We start from the raw sequence: 22,607 nt of genomic DNA, 5'->3' as shown, positions 1-22,607 counted from the left end.
AAAATAGTTTTTTCATCAGACTCTCGCTAATCTTCCTTTTTTCGAAGTTAAATACGTGTAAACCGCTGGGATAACAAATAGGGTAAGTATGGTTGCAAAGGCCAGACCTCCAATCACCACCACACCCATTGGCACCCGGCTTTCCGCCCCTGCTCCCAAAGCCAACGCGATCGGAAGGATACCCAAAATGGTGGATAAACTTGTCATCAAAATGGGTCTAAACCTAGCCCCCGCTGCACCGATAATTGCTTCATCTATGGACATCCCAAGGGCTTTTCGCTGATTGGCAAACTCTACAATCAGAATACCGTTTTTGGTCACCAACCCAATCAACATGATGATACCGATCTGACTGAAGATATTTAAGGTAAAATCAAAGTACCACAAAGAGAACAAGGCGCCGAACAAGGCCAAAGGCACAGTAAACATAATGGTCAATGGATCCTTAAAGCTCTCAAATTGTGCAGATAGTACCAGGTAAATCAAAATCAGCGCAAACAAGAAGGCAAAAATCAAACTGTTGGAGCTATCCCTGTATTCCTTCGAAAGCCCTGCCAAATCCGTACTGTAGGAATCATCTAACACTTCTGCAGCAATGCGGTCCATTTCCTCCAGCCCAACTCCAATTGTATATCCCTCAGCCAAACCGGCCGAGACTGTCGCAGAGACAAATCGGTTAAAACGGTAAAGTTGGGGAGGAGTGCTTTTTTCCGAAATTGTCACCAGGTTATCTAATTGTACCAACTCCCCATTATCGGCCCGCACATACAACATCCTCAGGTTGATCGGCTCATTCCTGTCCTGCAGTTGCATTTCACCAATCACCTCGTATTGTTTACCGCCCATTATAAAATATCCAAACCGCTGTCCTGAATAGGAAAGTTGCAGTGTTCTTGCAATCTCTTGGACGGATACCCCAACATTCCTGGCTTTTTGTCTGTCTATTTCCACCTCAATTTCAGGTTTGGTAAATTTAAGATTGACATCAGCAAAACTGAAGACTGGACTTTGATTAGCCTGTTCCAGGAAGGAAGGGATAACCTCCTTCAATTTATCCAAGGTAGGCGCTTGGATCACATACTGAACAGGCAAGCCTGCTCTTCTGTCACCGATAGAGGGCGGTTGTGTTGCAAATGCCCTTACCGCAGTATAATCTCTCAATTTATTCTGAACCTGATTGAAGATTTCCTGCTGGGATCTGTTCCTTTCAGAAGCCTCTGTAAGTATCAAGCGTAGAAAACCTGAATTTGTACTGGCTGTACCAAAGCCGGGAGATGTTACAGTGATAATTCCAGCCCTTTCCTCATCAGGAATCTGTTCCATAAAATCCTGGGTCATTTCATCCAGGACATTATCCATATATGAAAAAGTAGCTCCTTCCGGTCCGGTTAGATTTACTCTCATTTCACCCCTATCTTCTATGGGCGAAAGTTCGGTAGGAATGATTTGGAAAAATTGATAAATACCAAAACCCATAAGTACAATAATGATAAAAGCAGACCATCTAAATTTCATGAAGGCGGCCAAGGCAATACTGTATTTTTCATTCAACCAAACAAAGAAGGGTTCGGTAATATTGTAAAATGCGTTTTGCTTCTCTCTTTTCTTCAAAAGCTTAGAACTCAACATCGGTGTCATGGTCAAAGCCACAAAGGAAGAAATAATTACTGCTCCTGCGACCACAATACCGAACTCCCGGAATAACCTTCCTGTAGTACCCGTAAGGAAAATTACGGGAAGAAACACTGCGGCCAGTGCCACCGTGGTAGAAATAACCGCAAAAAAGATTTCTTCGGCCCCTTTTTCTGCAGCTTTATCAGGATTTTCTCCCTGCTCGATTTTAGTATATATGTTTTCCAATACCACAATGGCATCATCAACTACCAAGCCAATGGAAAGCACGATGCCCAGCAAGGTGAGTACATTGATGGAAAAGCCCATAATATACATGATGAAAAATACTCCTATCAATGAAATAGGAATAGTAAGCACTGGTATAAATGTCGTACGCCAATCTCTCAGAAATAGGAAGATAATGGAGACTACCAGTAAAAAAGCAATTAAAATGGTTTCCTGTACTTCCTTTATGGAATTTCGAATAAACTTTGTAGAATCAAAACCGATCCCTAGTTTGATATCTTCAGGAATATCCTTTTCTATGATTTCCAGCCTCTTGTAAAATTCGTCTACTATTTCAATATTGTTGGAACCGGGCAGTGGTACCAAAACCACACCCACCATTGGAATTCCATCCCTTTTAAGGACGGTTCTTTCATTCAATGCAGCCAACTCGGCTCTACCCACATCCTGAAATCTTACAATGTTATTTTGATCTTCTTTGATTATCAATTCATTGAATTCCTGTGGCGTATTCAACCGGCTTTTGGTTCTCACTGACAATTCTATCACAGATCCTTCAATCCTTCCTGATGGAAGCTCTATGTTTTCTGTCTGCACTTTGGTCAGTACATCTAAGGGTGTAATACCATATGAAGCCATCTTCAAAGGGTCAATTCTCAACCTGATGGCATAGCGTTTTTCACCCCAAATCTGAACGGTACTCACACCTGGAATGGTCTGCAACCTTTCCTTAAATACGTTATTGGCTATATCCGAAAGCTCCATCAAGTTTCTCCTGTCACTTTGTACATTCAAAAAAACAATGGGTTGCGAATCAGAATCAGCTTTGGAAACAACAGGAGGTTCTGTGTCAGGGGGCAATCTCCTTACTGCACCTGATACTTTATCTCTCACGTCATTGGCAGCAGCTTCCAAATCGGCACCAACATCGAACTCCACTGTGATATTGCTGGTACCATCATTACTGGTTGAAGTAAGTGACTTGATACCGGCTATACCATTGATGGCTTCTTCTAATGGTTCAGTTATCTGCGCTTCAATAACATCTGCATTGGCTCCGACATAAGTCGTCCTTACATTGATGATTGGCGGATCGACGCTAGGGAATTCCCTTACTCCCAATAATGTGATTCCTATGGATCCGAAAAGAAGGATGGTCAGGGACATCACAATGGCTAAAACAGGCCTGCGGATACTTATGGTTGATAAACTCGCCATTGCTTAATTGATTTTATTGTAATTCACAGGCATTCCAGCCCTTACTTGCAGCACTCCGGTGGTCAATACCAAATCACCTTCATTCAATCCATTGACAATTTGAACATATCTTTCTGTCCTTGTACCAATGGATACCTGTCTTTCTTCCACTTTCCCCTCTGTGTTCACAATAAAAACCTTATAGCCATTCAATTCAGGAATGATGGATTCAGAAGGTACCATGAGGGCATCCTCCTCAACCCCCAGGATGTAACGTATACGGGCAAACATCCCCGGAAGAAACCTCCTGCCTTTGTTGGAACTGGTAGCCCTTAGCCTAAGTGTCCTGGTACCTGCATCAATCGTGGGTTCAAAAGCATAAACTGTACCTTCTGCCTCCTCTCCACCGGCTTCATTGGTGAAATATATTTTTGATCCCAACTCAACTAGGTTGGCATACCTTTCTGGAATAGAAAATTCAACTTTAATGGGGTCAATATTGACTATACTGGCAATTACGTCAGCAGTTCCTATGACACTCCCTTCCGAGATCTGTCGCAAACCCAAAACCCCATCAAAAGGTGCTACGATTATCGTTTTGTTCAACTGTGCCTCTACCAATCTTAAATCTGCAAGGTTCGTATTAAACTGATTTAAAACTATATCATATTCTTCCTGGGAAATGGCCTCTTTCTCTAAGAGCTGCTTTTGTCTGTTTTCCTGACTTTCAAACAGTTTTTTGGTATATTCCAGTCTTTGGTATTGGGCTTTTAATTCATCATCATTGAGGTATACCAAGGGGCTGCCCTTTTTGACAAACTCTCCTTCCCGAAAACTAATACGGGAGACCAGTCCCGAAATTTCAGACCTGAGATTCACTGTTTCATTGGGAAGAATAGTACCTGTTAGACTGAGGACATTTTCCAATCGTTCTGGCCTTAGTTCAACCACATTGACCGGTAAATTCTGACCGGAGGAACCGGCTCCTGTGGCTGGGCCCGCAGCAGGGCCTTCTTTTCCTCCACCAAAAATTGTATCCCTTCTGGGATAAATAAAAATCACTGCGATGACCGCAATAATCAATACTGTTAAAATAATTTTGGTTTGTTTTTTCATTCTTTATCAGTCTACCAGACTGTAATTTAGGTTTTGATTTTGGTTTTTGAGAAATTGCAAAGATACACGATTAAATACCTCTGGTTGCTCAACATTGACGACATGTCCACAAGCTTTGACAATTTTGAGCAGTGAAAGTTTATGCTCTTGGACAATTTTTTTTACAGGCTCCAAAAACATGATATCCTCCTCACCCATGACATAAAGGGTAGGAATACCAATATCCTTCTCTTTAAAATACCTGAGTAAAGGATTCACATCCTTGGTCAGTTTAAACCACCGAATAAATTCTTTTTGGCAAAGTCTCTTGGCCTCCCTGATAAACAAATTCCTTGATTCGGCGTGGTGCCTCCTGGGCATAATAATCCATGCAAAAAGACTGTATAGCCAAATATATGGGACAAGCGATTTGAATGCATTTCCCAACACCACCAGCATTCTTGAAGTAATGGTCAGTTTGGTAACTGCACCTGCCATAACCATGGATTTCACCCTTTGCGGCTCCATTTCAGCCAATTGCCTTGTCAAAATAGTACCCAATGAAACTCCCATGAAATGTGCCGGTGGAAGGTTCAAATGATCCAGTACTTCAATGATATCTTTTGTAAGGGCTTGGAAAGTATACTTATCATTCCAAATATTTTTGATGTGCCCCGCAGACTTTCCATGCCCCCTGAGGTCTATCAGAAGCAGGTTAAACTCTTCTCTGAACTCCCTGATCTGCTTATGCCAGATAGCTGAGGACCCACCTGCTCCATGAATGAATACAATCCATTCCTGACTTTTTGGGTGAGGGTATGTTTTATAGTACAACATGCCTTTTGATATTTTTCCTAGCATATAACTCAAGCGATGGCAGATAGTTATTCAACCGAAAGCTAAGGCCTTTCGTTCTGCTTTGAAATGAAATAAATATAGAAGGCTGTAAGGTGCGATTAATGGTCAATTTCTGTAAAATAAATGCAACTTCAATCAGTATTCATTATGTTAAATTTACATAATAATTAATGTAGTTGTTATTTAGCAAAGATCTGACTTTCATCTTGAAATGACTTGAATTCTAGCGCATTCCCGGCTGGGTCAAGGAAAAACATCGTAGCTTGTTCTCCTACTTCCCCTTGAAATCGGGTATAAGGCTCTATGATGAAGGATATTCCATGCGCTTTGAGCTTATCTGCGAGCTGATGCCATTCATCCCAAGGCAAAATGGCACCAAAATGTCTTACCGGAACATTTTTACCATCTACCTGGTTGGAATGCGCCACAGAAAGTTCTTCGGGTTTGATATGGGCTGAAAGTTGGTGCCCAAAGAAATTAAAATCTATCCATTTTTCAGTACTTCGACCTATTTCACATCCCAGTAGGTCACCGTAAAATGCCTTGGTTTCTTCGATATCACGAATAGGAAAGGCAAGATGAAAAGGTTTACATTGGCTCATAATTCATTAATTTTGCATCACAAAATAGCATCCAATTTTATTTTGAAAAAAACGAAAGTTAATTATGGGTAAGAAAACTGTTTCATTGGTACTTTCCAGTGGTGGTGCGAGAGGGATGGCCCATATAGGTGCCATAGAGGCTTTGGAAGAAAATGGCTATGAAATCGTCTCTATAGCCGGTTGTTCAGCAGGAGCCTTGATAGGCGGTATTTATGCCACCGGGCAATTGCCCAAATTTAAAGAGTGGATTTGTAACCTGGACCGGATTGATGTTTTTTCCCTGATGGATTTCACATTATCAAGCAAAGGATTTATCAAAGGGGACAAGGTCTTTGGCGAGCTCAAAAAACTCATAAATGACTGCGAAATTGAAAAACTGATGATACCCTTTCGCTGTACAGCAGTAGAAATTCCCTCAGGAAAGGAAAGGATTTTTGAATCAGGAAGCATTTTTGAAGCCATAAGGGCTTCTCTCTCTATTCCTACTGTGCTGACACCTGCTAAAATTGGCAATCAAGAGTTCATCGACGGGGGTATTATCAATCCGATTCCTTTCAATTTGCTGGATAAAGACCATCTGGGAGATATTGTGGTAGCTGTAGACCTTAATGGCCCCAAAAATGCAATTTTGAATGTTAAAAATAAGGATAAAAGAGCCTCTTCGCTTAAATTACCCTCTTGGTTGAAGGATTACCAGAATAAATTCACCAATTACTTCTATTCTGATGAAAAAGCCGAAAAAGAAGACAAATTGAAAGCCATGAGCTCTGTGGAGTTGTTGAACTTTTCTTTTGACCTCTTACAGGATAAACTTTCCGCATTGGTCATAGAAAAACATGAGGTTGACATTTTGATTGAAATATCGAGGGAGCAGGCCGGGACTTTGGAATTCCATAGGGCTGAGGAACTCATTCGTGTGGGAAGAGAAAAAATGATACATGCCATTAAGGTATTTGAAGATGGAAATTAAAGAACTGAATAATTTGCTCGGCAATGTGGACCTGTACCTCTTGGATCAGATCCTCAAGGGAAGATTTGACAAATCCATGAAAATTTTGGATGCAGGCTCTGGTGAAGGCCGAAACTGCATATATTTTTTGCAGCAAGGGTATCAGATATTTGGAGCAGATGCCAATGGCAGTGCCATACAAATGGCAAGAATAATTGCCCAAACCATAAAGCCTGACTATGACCTATACCGCTTTCAGGACTGCCATATTGAGGACATGCCCTTTCATTCAGAGGCTTTTGATGCGATATTGAGTTCTGCTGTCCTTCATTTTGCCCAATCAGAAACCCATTTTTTCCAAATGCTGGATGAAATGATGCGGGTGCTTAAACCCGGGGGTACTTTCTTCATGCGCATGTGTACCGATGCAGGCAACATCTTAGAAAATTCCCCACATTTGGGAGAAGGTGTTTACCTCCTGCCGGATGGGTCTGAGCGCTTTGTCCTGACCGAAAACCTGGAAAAAAACATGCTCAATCGCTATGGACTTGAGTACCTGGAGTCCCCCAAAAGCGTCCTTGTCCACGGACAGCGGAGTATGGGGGTATTTGTTTTTAGGAAAAGATAAATGATTTCGGATTTCTTGTGAAGTGGGATTTTCCATCCGCCTTCCAAAATCCGATTTTAGGTGAATTATTTCTTTTGTTCCCTTTTGTATCTTTTGTGGTTAAAATAAACCCCTTTAATCCTTAAGCTTTAAACTTAAATCACTTCCGAAATCCCCCTTCACACTTACAAAATTCTCATCTCTAGCATCCTAACTCAAGGTAGGCAAACTCGCTTCCTATTTGCTCGAACTGTGGCTTGGTACATTGTACTTGGTACCTGGTACAACCCATTCTCACGCTTCTAGCCTCTCTCTCTCCGCCCCTATGTCCCTTCGTCTCTAAAATCTCAAATTCTCTCCGTTCCTAAGTCCCACCGGTTAAAACTCTTTTCCCTTTTTCCTTTCACCTAATCCACCATTTCCGTCATAATCTTTGCAGAAAGCAAACACAATGGAATGCCTCCTCCAGGGTGCACACTACCGCCACAGAAATACAGGTTTTTGATATCGGAGGAGTAATTGGCGTGACGAAGGAAAGCAGCATACATGTTATTCGAACTATTACCATAGAGCGCCCCATTGGCACTGGAAGTCCGACTTTCTATGGTTCTGGGTTCAAGCACATCTTCCACATCGATCAGAGATTCAATATCAGTTTTTAAAATGCGGTTGACCTTGGCAATGATATTTTTTCTGGCCTCAGAAATCATAATATCCCAGTTCTGCCCCTGATTATTGGGGACATTGATCATGGTAAACCAATTCATACAGCCCTCTGGCGCATCATCAGACTTGTAAACTGAAGTGATATTGATATACACAGTAGGATCATGGTAGATACTTTTCTTATGGAAAATATGGTTAAACTCCTCTCTATAATTTTCCGAGAAGAGGATATTGTGAAGGTCAAGTTCAGGAAAATTCTTCTTGATCCCCCAGTAAAATATAAGCGCCGAACTGGATTTTGGCTGATCAAGCAAAAGCCTAGGTTGCTTCTGCTTCTTCAGAATGGTTTTATAAGCATTAACCATATCCATATTATTGACCACAAGGTCTGCCTCTTTCCTGATACCATTTACCGCAATCCCAATCGCTTGCTTATTTTGCACAAGGATTTCATCTACTTTGGTGTTGAATTCGAAATTCACCCCAAGATCAAGCGCCAAGTTGTAAATGGAAAGGGTAATATCATGCATGCCTTTCTTTGGAAAAAAAGCTCCTATATTGAATTCTAAATGGGGTATAATGCTCAGTGTAGCCGGAGTCTCATATGGATTGGAACCATTATAAGTGGCATAGCGATTAAATAGCTGCACCATTTTGGACTGGGAAAATCGCTTTTCGTTGGACTTGTTCATGGTACTGAAAATACCCAGTTTGCCCATCTTGAGGTAAGATTTCAGCGCTTCCTTATTGGTCCATGTATTCAGTTTATGCAGAGAGCGGTGCATAAACAGCGGGGAAAGGTGTTCATAAATAAAAGCTGATTCCTTCAGTGCCTTTCGGACATTTTCGGCAGGTTCTCCCAATTTTGTTTCTACTTCCTCTGCAAAGCGGTTAATATCCGACCAAGCTTTCACTTGATTGCCATCTTCCCAAAAGTAATGGCAGGCCACAGGCAATTTAACGTATTCAAAATGCTGCTCAGGAGACCTTCCTGAAATGCGGAAGAGTTCTTCCACTTGTTCGGGCAAAGTGAAAAGTGAAGGACCCGCATCAAAACGGTAGTCCCCATGCTTGATTTCAGATAATTTTCCTCCAGGGTAGGGATTGGCTTCGAAAACCTGTACCTGAAAACCTTTATTGGCAAGACGCACAGCGGCTGCAAGCCCTGCGATTCCTGCACCAATGACGATCGCTTTTTTAGACATATGATTTAAACAGCCTCTTGGTATTTCGGTTTAAAATTAAGGTATTTTCCTGCGAAATGACAGAACCTGTGTCTCCTAAAGAAAAAACTCTGAGGTTGAGCAGTCAATGGGGCTTCCAAAAAAATGTGACTTGGATAACTTTGTAAAACCCTACAGATACTATTGTTTGATAAGCCCTGGTTAAAAAAAAGCCTGAAAGGCTGTCCCGTGACAACCCAGACTGTAGCTTGCGGAAGTCTGGGACAGCAGGATAACACGAAACCTGAGGCCTGTAGGGCCGACCATAAAAAAGGAGGGCTCTTGCTTTTAGAGCCCTCCTTTATTTTTGGAGTAAAATTCTTCAATTGACTTGCTATCAAATTTTCTCAAACACCCTCCTAAAGCTACAAGCTGCTGCCAAACGGGCATACAGGTCAGCAATGGCTACCCTTTCCTGTTCGGTCGTATCTCTATGCCTGATGGTAACCGTATTATCCTCCAAAGTCTGATGATCTACGGCAATACAAAATGGTGTACCGATCAAATCCTGTCGGGCATAACGTTTGCCAATAGACGCTGCTTCCTCATAAATGATATTGAAATCGTATTTCAGATTTTCTACAATCTCTTGGGCTTTTTCCGGCAATCCATCCTTCTTGGTCAAAGGCAAAATGGCTGCTTTCACAGGGGCTAAAGCCGGGTGGAACTTCAGGTAAGTTCTTTGCTTTCCTTCTACCTCTTCCTCCACATAGGCATTGCACAAGGTCATAAGGAAAAGCCTGTCCGCCCCAATGGAAGTCTCGATCACATAAGGGATATAATTCTGATTGACCTCGGGATCGAAATATTGCTGCTTCTTTTTGGAATACTCCTGATGGCTCTTCAGATCAAAATCTGTCCTCGAGTGTATACCTTCCACTTCCTTAAAGCCGAAAGGGAATTCGTATTCAATATCCATCGCCGCATTGGCATAGTGGGCTAATTTCTCATGGTCATGCCTTCTCAACTTCTCCTCCGGAATACCCAGGGCCTTGTGCCATTTCATACGGGTAGCTGCCCATTCTTTGTACCATTCCAACTCGGTGCCAGGCCTTACAAAGAATTGCATCTCCATTTGCTCAAACTCCCGCATACGGAATATAAACTGCCGTGCCACAATTTCATTCCTGAATGCTTTCCCTATCTGTGCTATCCCAAAAGGCACCTTCATCCTGGCCGTTTTCTGCACATTGAGGAAGTTGACAAAAATCCCTTGTGCGGTTTCCGGTCTTAGGTAAATGGTAGAAGCATCCTCAGCCACGGACCCAACTTGTGTGGAAAACATCAGGTTAAACTGGCGCACCTCAGTCCAATTGGCAGTACTGCTGATGGGGCAGACAATATTTTCATTGATGATTAGGTCTCTAACCCCTGATAAATCTTCGGCCTCCAGTAATCGTGCCATAGCGTTGAGCAGATTTTGGGCCCTTTCTTTGTCACCGCCTTTTTCATATTGGGCAGCTTTTTCCTCAATAAGCACATCTGCACGGTAGCGCTTTTTGCTGTCCTTATTATCAATCATGGGATCGTTGAAGCTGTCCACGTGACCGGAAGCTTTCCAAGTGGTGGGATGCATAAAAATTGCAGCATCTATGCCTACAATATTGTCATTGAGCCGGGTCATGGTTTCCCACCAAAGCCGCTTCAGGTTATTTTTCAATTCTACCCCATAAGCTCCGTAATCATAGACGGCCTGCAGGCCATCATAGATTTCAGAAGAGGGATACACAAAGCCGTATTCCTTGGCATGCGCAATAATATCTTTCAGTTGCGTATTTTCCGCAGTTTGTTCATTTTTTGCCATAAGGCGCAAAATTAATTAAAATGCCTGAATAGCAAGGTTTGAAAAGGATTAATTCCTTCTGGAAATAACAAATACTGCTTTTTTGAATCAGGCCAATTTTTTTTGCAAACTTTCCAGAATACTTCTGATTTCTACAATACTTTCCCATTCCCTGTCTCTATCCCCGTGCTCAATGCCCACATAACCCTGGTAGCCATGAGAAAGAACCAAGTGCATCATCCGTTCATAATCTAAAGGCGAGCGATTGCCAGCATCATCATATACATAGGGCTTCAAACTTACCCCTTTGGCCAATGGCATCAATTCATTGACCCCTCGGTAAGAATCATAAGAAATGGTGTTCCCTTCCTTGGATTGAATGATGAAATTACCAAAATCAGGCAGACTTCCAGCCCTGGAATGATCCACCATCTTCAGCATCCCTGATAGCCACTTCCCATCACTGGAGTAGCCCCCGTGGTTTTCTATCAGGACATCAATGCCATAATCATCAGCAAATTCACACAAAGGCCGCATGCCATCTGCGCAGAGTTTCATGGCTTCAGCAGCTACCTGGGGATCTTCAGACCATGGAATTTCCGTATAAGCATTGATACGGATGGAGTGGCAACCTAAAAACTGCGCTGCTTCTACCCACTTTTTATGGTTTTCCACAGTCTGGAGCCGATCCGACTCCGACTTGGCACCGAGCATCCCTTCCCTGTCACACATGATGAGCACCTGCTCTATGCCCTCATTCTGGCAGCGGGTATTCATCTCCCCGAGATAAGCCTTATCCTGGGCTTTATCCATAAAAAACTGATTCACATATTCTACCGCATGAACACCATGCTTCTTACTTTCCAAAGGAAAATCCAGATGATCCAATTTCCCCGAAAAGATCAACCTGTTGACCGACCACTCTGCTAAGGATATTTTGAAGGCTGGGTTGGCAGGATTTCTGCCTAAAAGGTCAAAAGGACTAGAAAACAAACCCAAGGCCATGGAGGCTAGACTGGCTTTTTTAAGGAATGTTCTTCTTTGGAGGGATGCTTGATTCTTCATTTTTTAAGGTAGTTTAGTTGCGGGTATCAAATAAGAATGAGAAATTTACCCATAGCCTTACAGGAATACAAAAATTGATCTCCTGTTTTTTCCTTATTTTGTCGGAAATTAAAAAATTTAATTTTGCCTGCCTTCAAAAAAACAAGTCTTCACATTTTAAATGCCCTCAAAATCTATTTTTCTAAAGCCAAGTTGTGGTTTGGGATTCAAAGTGGCCTGGTTAAATCGCTGATGATTTTGCCTTATAAAGGATTCGGAAATAGTCATGAAATATATTTTTTAGGAAGGGTGCTTCGGGACCGGGGCATAGTAGCCTCCAATTTAGAGGATAAGAAGTGGCAAAATTTCAAAAAAATGTACAAACGCTTTATGTCATGGGAAATCCCCAATGTACGGGTCAGGGCCGAATTCCAAGGTATTGTCCAAACTGCCACCACTGACGATGAGGGATATTTTGTTATTCATCTGCATTTTCAAAAGCCCATTACCTTGGATTCTCCATGGCAGGAAGTAAGAGTCGAGCTTTTGGATAAGGTAGTAAAAAATCAAGGAGAAGTACGGGCCATCAACCAAGTATTTATACCCTTAAAAAATATAGGATTTGGAGTGATTTCTGATATAGATGACACCATTGTGCCCACAGGAGCTACCCGCTTGTTTACTATGTTGAAAACCACCTTTATGGGCAATGCACATACGCGCTTACCTTTCCCAGGTATCGCAGCATTTTACCAAGCCTTGGCCAAAGGAAACGCAGATCAGGTGAGTCATCCCTTTTTCTATGTTTCCAGTTCACCATGGAACCTCTACGATTTTCTCATGGAGTTTCTGGAAGTTCACCAGATCCCAAAGGGTCCCTTAATGTTAAGGGATTTGGGTTTATCCAGGGAGCAATTTATTGCAGGAAGCCATTGGGAGCACAAATTGAAGCAGGTGGAAAAAATATTCGAAATTGAAAAACATCTCCAATTCGTCTTGATCGGAGACTCTGGACAGCATGATCCGGAAATTTACCTGCAAGTAGTCAAGGATTACCCTGGCAGGGTAAAAATGATCTATATCAGGGATATCAAAACATCCAGACATCCAGAATTACTAGCCATTGAATCCGAACTGAAAAATCTTGGCATCCCTATGCTGCTGATCAAGAACACCCATGAGGCTGCCTCCCATGCCGCTGCTCAGGGGTGGATTCCTAAGTCGGCTTTGGAACGGGTTCAGGTAGCTTCGGAAGTAACCTGATTACGGTTTTTCAAACCGAATAAAGGCCTGATCCATGTCCACCTCCTGATCCCTGCTTCATAGATGAACCATGAAATGACAAAGGTTCCAACTGCCATGATCAGGAATTTTGGCCAAAATCCCCAATCCAAATCCATCAAATAAAACCCGATGGCGATGGTGATGGTCTGATGAAGAATATAAAATGGATAAACTGCCTCATTGGCATAGCTCAAAGTGTTACTGGATTGGTTCAAATAAGCCGATGCATAGCCAAAGAGAGCCAGAATCCAAGCCCAAAGGTTGACCACTTTAAATAAGGCCTCTATAAAATGAATGAAGACCGAATCCTCAAAAACCAACCTTAAACCAAACATCAAACTAAAGCCCAAGATGCCCAAATACAGGTATTTCCTGCGATTTGCAGCTACGGTTGTCCAAAAAACATCACCCACCGAAATCAGCAAAAAACCATAAAAGAAAAGCGTGAGGTAATTGACCACATTAAACCAATCTCCCCATAAAGCATGGGTGGAGGGAAAGAAGGGTTCCAGAAATGCCTCCCAGAGATACAGGGGAATGATCAACCAAAACAAGCCGATGGGTCTCGCCGCCAAGCGCCCCACTCGCTTAATCAAACCAGTTTGGGAATTGTTTCTCAGGTATAAAAAGCCGGGGATTAACAACAAAGAAAAAACCAAGAGGTAAGGCAAAAACCAAAGGTGGTGCCAAGAGAAATTTCCTTCTGGGTAAATACCGATAAATGCTTCGGCAGGCCAATAACCCAAAAAACCACCTTCGAATTGCCCTTTATCCAATCTTTCAAAATATACTTGAGGAGGAACGATAAATAGAATCCCGACCACCAAGGGCAAAAACAAGCGCTTTATTCTTTCCATAGCGAATTGTCCGCCACTCCTTTTGGATAAAGCATAGTAAGTACCCATACCGGAAATCACAAAAAGAATAGGAAGGCGCCATTGGTTGACAAACAACATGGGCCACTTAATCCCTTCGTAGATCACATTGTTTTTGATATGGAAACCCCAAGGGACAAAAAACATCCCCACATGGTATAGTATCAACAAGGCAAACACGATGACCCGGAGCCAATCTAAATCATATCTTCTCATCACTGATCTGGTTTTTTCCCAAATGTAAATTGATTTGAGCTCCAAAATTGCGGGCTGTGACGGGTATCAAGAAAATTAAGCCCATTGTAATAGTATGGATAGGGTTGTATGAGTATTTCGATTCCTTTAGCCATTACATACAATTTTTTCTGATGTATTACTATTACCAATTTTGGATAATTGATCGCTGACCTGAAAATATTTTTTAAATTACCAAGATGATACCTACAAACCTATTACCAAAGATAGAAGGAATTGTGGTTCCTGCTGTAACTCCCCTTTTAGGGAACGGTAAGCTAGACCTGAAAGGAACTGAAACACTCACGCGGCATTTAGTAGACGGGGGCGTGCATGGCATGTTTATTTTGGGTACCACAGGAGAAAGCCCAAGTTTAACGGTCCAATTAAGAAAAGATTTGATCAAAACTGCCTGTCAGTCCGCCAACAAGGAAATACCTGTATTGGTTGGCATCAGTGATACTTGCTTGGAAGTCAGCTTGGACTTGGCTGAGGCCGCTAAAAGCGGGGGAGCTGTTGCCGTAGTAGCCCTGACACCATTTTTCTTCCACTTGGACCAGGAAGATTTATTCCATTATTATACCCAATTGGCAGAACAATGCGCGCTTCCACTGATTCTTTACAACTTCCCTCATATGACCAAATGCCATTTAGAGGTGCAGACGGTGAGTGCCCTGGCCAATCATCCCCGGATCATCGGCATCAAGGACAGTTCGGGAAATGGGGTATATTTAGAAAAGCTTTTGGAAATAAAAGCAGAAAAACCGGATTTTTACATCCTGACGGGACCCGAAGAAATGCTGGCTCAGACTGTTTTGGCCGGAGCAGATGGGGGTGTAAGTGGTGGGGCCAATCTTTTCCCAAAACTCTACACGAGGCTTTTTGAAGCAGCCAAGGCAAAAGACTGGAAGACAATGCAGCGAATACAACCCCTTATTCTTGAAATCTCGAAAAGAATCTATGGAAGAGGAGAGAAAAGTTATGGCTATTTTCAAGGGCTTAAGGTCGCTATGGAAAAGCTTGGAATCTGTGGCTCACAATTGGCTTCGCCACTTTTAAAGATTAATCCGGATTTGGAGGCCGACATTCAATCAGCTATAATTAAAATCAGCGAAAAAGTCATCCAACTTTGAGCCTATGCACCTGCCCTCAATAGACCTATTGGTATTTACTATATATTTGCTGGGCATCATTGCTTTTGGGGCTTCCTTCTATTTCAGGAAAAGAAATAGCCTGGATTATACCACCGGAAGCGGTAAATTACCCGCTTGGGCACTTGGCATGTCCATTTTTGCGACTTACCTCAGCAGCATCAGCTTTCTTGCCTTACCGGGAAATGCCTATTCCGGCAATTGGAATGCTTTTGTTTTCAGTCTATCAATCCCTGTAGCCGCTGTTTTTGCCATTTTGGTTTTTGTCCCGCTGTATAGAAAGCTGCAAAGCCCTTCTGCTTATGCTTATTTTGAGGCTCGCTTTGGGTTATGGGCAAGAATTTATGCTTCAGTTTGCTACCTTTTGACACAAATGGCCCGTATGGGTGCTATTTTGTACCTCCTGGCCCTGCCTATGCATTTGATGCTGGGCTGGAGCATCACCAATATCATCTGGATAACGGGTCTAGGGGTTTTGTTGTATGCAACCTTAGGAGGCCTAGAGGCAGTGGTATGGACAGATGCTATTCAAGGCATTCTCCTGATACTTGGGGCATTGGCCTGTTTGGTCTTTATCCTTCTTGAATTACCTGGAGGCTTAGGACAATTTTGGAGCGAGGGCATGACATTGGAAAAATTCTCTCTGGGTTCTTACCATTGGTCTTGGTCAGAAAGTACGTTTTGGTTGGTATTGATATATGGACTATTTATCAACCTGCAAAACTTTGGGGTAGACCAAAGCTACATCCAACGCTACCTAGGTGCCAAAGACATGCCATCGGCACAAAGATCCACGGCCTTGGGGAGCTTGCTTTACATTCCCGTTTCTCTCCTCTTTTTTATGATCGGTGCCGCTCTATTTATCTATTACCAGAGTTTTCCCGATAGCATTCCTCAGGACTTGGCAGCAGAAGGAGATAAGGTGTTCCCCTATTTTATCATCAATGCCCTTCCGGATGGGATCACAGGTTTACTGATTGCAGGAATATTTGCCGCTGGAATGAGTACCTTATCCACTTCCATCAACAGTTCTGCAACTGTGATTCTGGAAGATCATGTGAAAAAATACCTTCGCCCTGGACTGACTGAAAAAGAAAGTATGAAAGTACTTTATTGGAGTTCTGGAAGCATTGGTTTTTTGAGCATATGGGTGGCCATTGGGTTCAATGGGGTAGAAAGTGCATTGGATGCCTGGTGGGGCTTGGCTTCTATTTTTAGCGGCGGGCTCTTAGGTTTATTATTTTTGGGTTTGATTTCTCCCAAACTTTCAAAAACCCCGGCTATCCTGGGTGTAATTTCAGGATTAATGGTGATTGCTTGGGTCAGTTTGGCGGAGTTTTTCCCACAACTTTCTTTTCCCATTATACATAAAAATTGGGCCATTGTTTTGGGAACAATGGCCATCATAATCATGGGTTTCTTTACAGGAATTTTAATGAGTAAAAAAAGTACTCACTATCTTTCCGACTGAAATTGCAAAGGGCTTTCTGGATAAGTGTCAATAATTTTCCCTTCTTCATCCACAGAAATCAGGCTGAATTGCTGCCCTTCCAAAGTCAGTAAGGTAAAGGCTTTAACAGACTGGGCCTTTTTCAGATACCAAGTGGCATCCACCTCATGGATCTCTCTTTCTGCTACTCCCCAGGAACCGTCTCCGACGTAGATAATCCCAGATTGATCAACCTCTAGGTTCCGAATAGGAAAGGTTCTTTTGTAAGCGTGGTCATGATTTTCAAAAGCAATGCGCACGCCATTTTCCTCAAATATCGGCACCCAATTTTCCCTAACCAGGGTTTGAGTTTGTCCCTCATAATTCCTCACCGAAGGAAAGGCGGGAACATGATAGATTGGAATTCTATGCAGCACATTTTCTCTTTCCTTAAGGGTCTTCGCCAACCATTCAGTCTGTACTCCTACAATAGGGTTAGAATGCTCGGTATCCAAAATGATCAAACTCAGATAAGAACCAAAATCAAGCACATTGTACCCTGGCTGACCAGGGAAAGCGAAAAGGCTATAGAAGTAAGGAGCAATCCGCTTCCTAAAGGAATTGGTTTGTTCATAACCTGGATTTCTCCCATAGTAACCGCCCACTACTTCATGATTCCCTATGGCCACTACGCAAGGCAAAATACGCTTATCGGCAGTCACAAGGGAATTGGAATATGCATCAAACCAATCATAAATACGGCCAAGATTTTCTGCCAAGCCATTCTCATAGGCCATATCTCCACCAATAATGATAAAATCAGGCTCAAAAAAAGTTACCATTCTATTGGTCTTTTCAAACCATTCTTTCCGATGCATTGAATCACCTCCAATTGCAATTTTAAGTGACTTTTCATTTAAATTACCGGGCATTGTCCTGAAATAATAAATTTCCTCTTTTCCTGGAAACATGATTTCATAAGCCGTGTCCTGTCTCAATCCGTGCAGGGCTACCCGGTGTACAATCCGCTCAGAAAACGGATAGGGCATGACATCGCTCTCCATATCAGTCCATGACTCGGTACCCTTTCTTCTGATTTTTAAAGTCTGTGGCTCCAAACCATTTGCATGCCAATCCACCACCATAGAAGTGGTGGGATCCTGATTCCAGGTAAGGTAAAATGCAAAAGGGGCTTCTTGTGCTTGGGCAAAATAGCCAGAAAATAGAAGAAAGAGAATGGTAAGGTTTTTTTGTAGGTATGACATTGATGACCTGAATTTTATATGATTATTCAAAACTACTTTTTATTGCTTTTACATTGAATTTTTTTCTTGAAAGTTTTTAAAAGATTTTCCTTTACAAGGACGGGAGTAGATAAAAAAATCACATTTTGCATAATACCCTTCAGGGATTTTGGCAGCTCATTTCCAATCATTCTTGTTGTAAAAAGTTCAAAAAAGCTTAAAAAAGGGCCTTTAGTGTACTTTTTTACTTATATTTAATCGTCACTTTTTATTTCCGATATTTAATTTATTGCTCATAAAAACCCAATCATGGCAAAAACCATCATTGTTTCTAACAGACTTCCGATTTCATTAAGACATAGAAATGGCCGATTTGAATTTAAACCCTCAGCAGGCGGATTGGCTACCGGGCTTGGATCCATTTATAAATCCGGCGAGAATATTTGGATTGGTTGGCCTGGAAACACCGTTGAAGATCCGGAACAACGGGCAGAAATTATCTTAGAATTGCATGAATTGAAAATGGCTCCCGTTTTTCTTACAAAAAAAGACGTGGAAGAGTTTTATGAAGGCTTCAGTAATGAAACCTTGTGGCCAGCATTCCATTATTTCACGCAATACATGGTTTATAATGCTAAGCATTGGGAAGCCTATAAGCGGGTAAATCAATTATTTTGTGAAGCCATTCTAAAAAAAGCAGATCCAGATGATACCATTTGGGTACATGACTACCAACTTCTGCTATTACCCAAATTACTGAGGGACGAACTACCCAATGCTACGATCGCATTTTTTCAACATATTCCTTTTCCCTCCTATGAGATAATCCGAATGATCCCTTGGAGGAAAGAATTACTAGAGGGGATCTGTGGTTCTGACTTGATTGGATTTCACACTTATGATGATATGCGGCACTTTCTGAGTGCCGTAGGTAGGATAACTGGCCTGTCCTCGGAGAGTGGCTATATTCAAGCAGAGAATAGGATAATCAATGTGGATTCCTTTCCAATGGGTATTGACTACGGGAAATTTGAGAAACAGGCAAAAAGTAGAAAAACCCAAAATATTGTCAAAAAATTTAGAACCCAAGTTGGCGATTCTAAATTGATCCTGACCATAGATAGATTAGATTATTCCAAAGGTATTCCTCAGAGGATTCACGTTTTTCATGAGCTTTTGAAAAACCATAAGGAATTGCACGGGAAAATATCAATGATCATGATTGTCGTCCCCAGCAGGGATAAAGTACAATCTTATAAAGAATTGAGGGAGGAAATTGATTTATTAGTAGGTAGGGTAAATGCAGAATATTCAACCCTTAATTGGGTTCCGATACATTATTTTTATAGAGGCTTTCCTTTTGATGAATTGAGTGCTTTCTATAGCATGTCGGATATCGCCTTGGTGACTCCACTGCGGGACGGGATGAATTTGGTTTGTAAAGAGTATGTGGCAAGTAAAACTGACCAATCCGGCGTATTGATCCTTTCGGAAATGGCAGGTGCCTCCAAAGAACTGCAGGAAGCAGTTTTAGTCAACCCCAATGATCAAAAGTCAGTGATGGATGCGATTTACCAATCATTGACCATGAAGCCGGAAGAGCAGAAAGCAAGGATGGTATCCATGCAATACAACCTCAAGAAGTATGACATTTTTCAATGGGTAAAGGTTTTTACCGATCGGTTGGACCATGTCAAGAACAAGCAGGCTGAACTGATATCAAAAGAGATTGACAACAAGGTGGTCCGTGAGATGGAACAAAAATTCAAGTCCGCCAAAAATCCTGTGCTTTTCTTGGATTACGATGGTACCCTTACCGGTTTCAAAGCCAACCCAGAAGAAGCATTGCCCGATGCTGAGTTAAAATCCATTATAAAAGGATTAAGTACAAAAGCCCAAGTGGTTATCATTTCAGGTAGAGACAAGGATACATTGGGCAAATGGTTTAAGGGGCAATCAATTGATATGATAGCCGAGCATGGGGTTTGGGTTAAGCGGAAAGCTTCCAAAGATGGGTGGCAACTATACGCTGAAGTGGATGATAGTTGGAAAAGTGATATCAGGGAAATCATGGAGTATTATGTACTAAGGACTCCTGGCGCATTTATCGAGGAAAAACACCACTCCCTAGTATGGCACTATAGAAAGGTGCAAACAGGTTTGGGAGATCTCAGAATGCGGGAGCTCTTCTCCCACCTTAAATACATGGCCCGAGGTCATAACCTGCAGGTTTTGGAAGGAAACATGGTACTGGAAATAAAAAGGCCTGATATCAACAAAGGGAGGGCCGCAGTAGCAATGATGAAAGGCAATGAATATGACTTCGTATTGGCTATCGGAGATGATTGGACAGACGAGGATACATTCAAGGCCATGCCAAAAAGTGCCTATTCTATCAGGGTAGGGTACGCATTTACACAAGCCAATTACAATATAAAATCCTTCCGAGAAGTTCGGGAATTACTTAAAAAACTGATGGAGTAAGAAGAGGCTGTCTCATAAATCGTCTTCCAAATTTAATTTCCAAATAAAGCATCTCTTTTACAATTAGGCTTTTTGTGACTCAGAATCTTTGTGCCTAAAATTGTCCAAAAATGCTACAAAAGAACAAAGACGTGAAGATTAGTTAAATCTAGCCCCAAATAAAATTTTGGAATTTTCACTTATGAGACAGCCTCATTTTTAAAGAAAGTTGGGACGGTCGAGTTTTTTCCCAATTCTAAACGCAGCATTCATTAATCCTACATGAGAATAGGCTTGAGGGAAATTGCCCCACTGACTTCCCGTTTTTTGGTCTACATCCTCCGAAAAGAGGTTAAGATGGTTAGCATATTTGATCAAGGTCTCAAAACCTTCTACGGCCTCTTCCAGCCTGTTGACACAAGCCAAGGCTTCGATATACCAAAAGGCACAAATCAAAAATGTAGTGTCAGGAACTCCAAAATCATCCATATGCTTGTATCGGAAAAATAAATATCCTTTTGATAAAAGTTCCTTTTCCAATTCTTTGAGGTGATTATTCGCACGCTCAACGTCATCTCCAAAATACCCCATAGTAATCAATTGCAAAGTCGAAGCATCCATATGGTTAACTCCTATGGCCTGGGCATAAGCTTTTCTGTCCGGAAGATAACAGGCTTCTATTTTTTTGACCGCCTCATCTTTGAGGTACATGGCCTTTTGGTACATCTCATCATTCTTGAGGCGTTTACCAATTTTAGCAGCTGCCAGAGATCCTGCCCAATGAAAGAGGAAGGTATAGCAATGTTCCTGTGCGAGATTTCTGAACTCCCACAGTCCTGCATCTTTTTCATGCATTGTTTGCTCGATCTTATCCAAAAGATTCATAATCATGGGTTCTGAATAGCTGCGTTCCTTCGATGTAAAGCGCTGATCTGAATACAAAGGCAATAAAGAAACCAATACCTGTCCATATAAATCGTTTTGAATATGTGTGTAAGCCTGATTTCCGAATCGAACAGGCTTATTTCCCAAATATCCTTCCAAAGGCAATATTTCCTCGATAAGCAGGCTTTCGCCAGTAATAGAATACAATGGCTGATACCTGCCTCCCACACCTGTGGGTAGATTTTGAATGAACTCAAAATATTTTTCCAATTCTTCAAAGTGCCCTATACTGTTGAAGGAAGTTAGCGTGTAATAGCTATCTCTAATCCAACAGTAACGATAGTCCCAATTCCTGGTAGACCCCGGTGATTCGGGAAGAGAAGTCGTGGAAGCTGCTATTATTGCTCCTGTATCTTCATATTGATGTATTTTTAAAATCAGTGCAGACCTGAGAACCAAGCGCTGATGAAAAGTTGAAATACTGGTGGATTTGACCCAAGATTGCCAATATTCTGTAGTGGCTCGAAGAAACCGATCACAGGTTGACTCAATTGGCGCTTCTAAAGGTCTTCCATAAGTGAACACGAGATAAATAGGCCTTTGAAGCACAAAATACTTTTCCTCCACCACATAACTCAGGGCCGCATTGGTAGACAGTCTGATTTCCTGCCCCTCTCCCATATAGCGAATATGGTTGCTTCCAATACTGGGGACAAGGTTTTTGTTGCCTCTTTCCCTGACAGGTTTGCAGGAAATTTTTATTCTCGGTGCTCCGGTAAGTGGTTCGATTATCCTAACCAGCATTAATGGTTTGAAATACCGGTCATAATTCTTAAACCGCGGGGCAAAATCAGTGACTTTATAGCTGTAGTCTTCAGCACTGATGAATGTTTCCAGGATATTGGTGTTTTCAACATAGGCCTGAGTGGATTCAAAGTCCTTTGCCTCCGGAAAAATGGTAAACTGACCACCTTTCTCCCTATCAAGCATCCCTCCAAAAATAAAATCTGAATCAAATCGCGGAAAGCAAAGCCAAGAGATATTCGTGTTCTTTTCAACATGGGCAATATAAGAACAGTTACCAATCAGCCCAGAGTCATAAATATGTTTTTCCATTAAGATACTTTTTTAGGTTTGAGAAAAAGTGGCTACTGGGTT

The 22,607-nt window shown here is 41.9% G+C and carries 16 protein-coding genes; 6 read left to right on the top strand and 10 right to left on the bottom strand.

What is annotated here, in order from left to right; genetic code table 11:
* Positions 1 to 15 precede the first annotated feature (15 nt).
* The 4 genes from QZT73_RS11085 to QZT73_RS11070 all read right to left on the bottom strand — a co-directional run bounded on the left by QZT73_RS11085 (position 16) and on the right by QZT73_RS11070 (position 5,612).
* Complete coding sequence (locus tag QZT73_RS11085) at positions 16 to 3,078, bottom strand: efflux RND transporter permease subunit (protein ID WP_291788169.1); 3,063 nt, start codon at positions 3,076 to 3,078, stop codon at positions 16 to 18.
* A 3-nt stretch (positions 3,079 to 3,081) separates the two neighbouring features.
* Positions 3,082 to 4,173 carry an efflux RND transporter periplasmic adaptor subunit gene (locus tag QZT73_RS11080; protein WP_291785653.1) on the bottom strand — a complete coding sequence of 364 codons (1,092 nt, stop codon included), beginning with the start codon at positions 4,171 to 4,173 and terminating at the stop codon, positions 3,082 to 3,084.
* A gap of 6 nt (positions 4,174 to 4,179) precedes the next feature.
* Positions 4,180 to 4,989 (bottom strand): alpha/beta hydrolase, encoded by an 810-nt coding sequence (locus QZT73_RS11075; protein WP_291785654.1) that lies wholly within the window; start codon positions 4,987 to 4,989, stop codon positions 4,180 to 4,182.
* Between the two features lie 200 nt (positions 4,990 to 5,189).
* Complete coding sequence (locus QZT73_RS11070) at positions 5,190 to 5,612, bottom strand: VOC family protein (RefSeq protein WP_291788167.1); 423 nt, start codon at positions 5,610 to 5,612, stop codon at positions 5,190 to 5,192.
* 64 nt (positions 5,613 to 5,676) lie between these two features.
* On the opposite strand from QZT73_RS11070, the gene QZT73_RS11065 reads away from it, so the two are divergent.
* Both QZT73_RS11065 and QZT73_RS11060 read left to right on the top strand, forming a co-directional pair.
* Positions 5,677 to 6,582, top strand: a complete 906-nt coding sequence (locus tag QZT73_RS11065) for a patatin-like phospholipase family protein (protein ID WP_291785657.1) — start codon at positions 5,677 to 5,679, stop codon at positions 6,580 to 6,582.
* Complete coding sequence (locus QZT73_RS11060; protein ID WP_291788164.1) at positions 6,572 to 7,189, top strand: methyltransferase domain-containing protein; 618 nt, start codon at positions 6,572 to 6,574, stop codon at positions 7,187 to 7,189. Before QZT73_RS11065 ends, QZT73_RS11060 begins: the two co-directional genes overlap by 11 nt.
* 386 nt (positions 7,190 to 7,575) lie before the next feature.
* On the opposite strand, the gene crtD is transcribed toward QZT73_RS11060, so the two are convergent.
* From crtD to QZT73_RS11045, 3 genes are all read right to left on the bottom strand, one after another.
* Positions 7,576 to 9,039 (bottom strand): 1-hydroxycarotenoid 3,4-desaturase CrtD, encoded by a 1,464-nt coding sequence (crtD, locus tag QZT73_RS11055; RefSeq protein WP_291785659.1) that lies wholly within the window; start codon positions 9,037 to 9,039, stop codon positions 7,576 to 7,578.
* A 355-nt stretch (positions 9,040 to 9,394) separates the two neighbouring features.
* The gene (locus tag QZT73_RS11050; RefSeq protein WP_291788162.1) at positions 9,395 to 10,861 is read right to left on the bottom strand and encodes a glycine--tRNA ligase; all 1,467 of its coding nucleotides are present in this window, start codon (positions 10,859 to 10,861) and stop codon (positions 9,395 to 9,397) included.
* Positions 10,862 to 10,948: 87 nt separating this feature from the next.
* On the bottom strand, positions 10,949 to 11,905 hold the full coding sequence (locus QZT73_RS11045) for a sugar phosphate isomerase/epimerase family protein (protein WP_291788160.1): 957 nt from the start codon (positions 11,903 to 11,905) through the stop codon (positions 10,949 to 10,951).
* A 231-nt stretch (positions 11,906 to 12,136) separates the two neighbouring features.
* On the opposite strand from QZT73_RS11045, the gene QZT73_RS11040 reads away from it, so the two are divergent.
* Positions 12,137 to 13,147, top strand: a complete 1,011-nt coding sequence (locus QZT73_RS11040) for a phosphatase domain-containing protein (protein WP_291788158.1) — start codon at positions 12,137 to 12,139, stop codon at positions 13,145 to 13,147.
* On the opposite strand, the gene QZT73_RS11035 is transcribed toward QZT73_RS11040, so the two are convergent.
* Positions 13,123 to 14,259: an acyltransferase family protein gene (locus QZT73_RS11035; protein WP_291788156.1), complete on the bottom strand. Its 1,137-nt coding sequence runs from the start codon at positions 14,257 to 14,259 to the stop codon at positions 13,123 to 13,125. The genes QZT73_RS11040 and QZT73_RS11035 overlap by 25 nt on opposite strands.
* Before the next feature lie 218 nt (positions 14,260 to 14,477).
* Here QZT73_RS11035 and QZT73_RS11030 point away from each other — a divergent pair, with 218 nt between their 5' ends.
* Together QZT73_RS11030 and QZT73_RS11025 are read left to right on the top strand one after the other, a co-directional pair.
* Complete coding sequence (locus tag QZT73_RS11030) at positions 14,478 to 15,410, top strand: dihydrodipicolinate synthase family protein (protein ID WP_291788153.1); 933 nt, start codon at positions 14,478 to 14,480, stop codon at positions 15,408 to 15,410.
* Between the two features lie 4 nt (positions 15,411 to 15,414).
* Positions 15,415 to 16,899 (top strand): sodium:solute symporter, encoded by a 1,485-nt coding sequence (locus QZT73_RS11025; protein ID WP_291788151.1) that lies wholly within the window; start codon positions 15,415 to 15,417, stop codon positions 16,897 to 16,899.
* Here the strand turns inward: QZT73_RS11025 and QZT73_RS11020 are convergent.
* Positions 16,884 to 18,122, bottom strand: coding sequence for a metallophosphoesterase family protein (locus tag QZT73_RS11020; protein WP_291788148.1), 1,239 nt, complete (start codon positions 18,120 to 18,122; stop codon positions 16,884 to 16,886). The genes QZT73_RS11025 and QZT73_RS11020 overlap by 16 nt on opposite strands.
* A gap of 288 nt (positions 18,123 to 18,410) precedes the next feature.
* Between QZT73_RS11020 and QZT73_RS11015 the strand changes: the two genes are divergently transcribed.
* Positions 18,411 to 20,585: a bifunctional alpha,alpha-trehalose-phosphate synthase (UDP-forming)/trehalose-phosphatase gene (locus tag QZT73_RS11015; RefSeq protein ID WP_291780792.1), complete on the top strand. Its 2,175-nt coding sequence runs from the start codon at positions 18,411 to 18,413 to the stop codon at positions 20,583 to 20,585.
* A gap of 198 nt (positions 20,586 to 20,783) precedes the next feature.
* Here the strand turns inward: QZT73_RS11015 and QZT73_RS11010 are convergent, their stop codons facing one another.
* On the bottom strand, positions 20,784 to 22,565 hold the full coding sequence (locus QZT73_RS11010) for a glycoside hydrolase family 15 protein (RefSeq protein WP_291780789.1): 1,782 nt from the start codon (positions 22,563 to 22,565) through the stop codon (positions 20,784 to 20,786).
* Positions 22,566 to 22,607 lie beyond the last annotated feature (42 nt).

The organism is Cecembia sp., from assembly GCF_007126775.1.
Lineage (GTDB): Bacteria > Bacteroidota > Bacteroidia > Cytophagales > Cyclobacteriaceae > Cecembia.
Note: the sequence above shows the minus strand (reverse complement) of the source record. Positions and strands in the feature narration are given on the sequence as shown.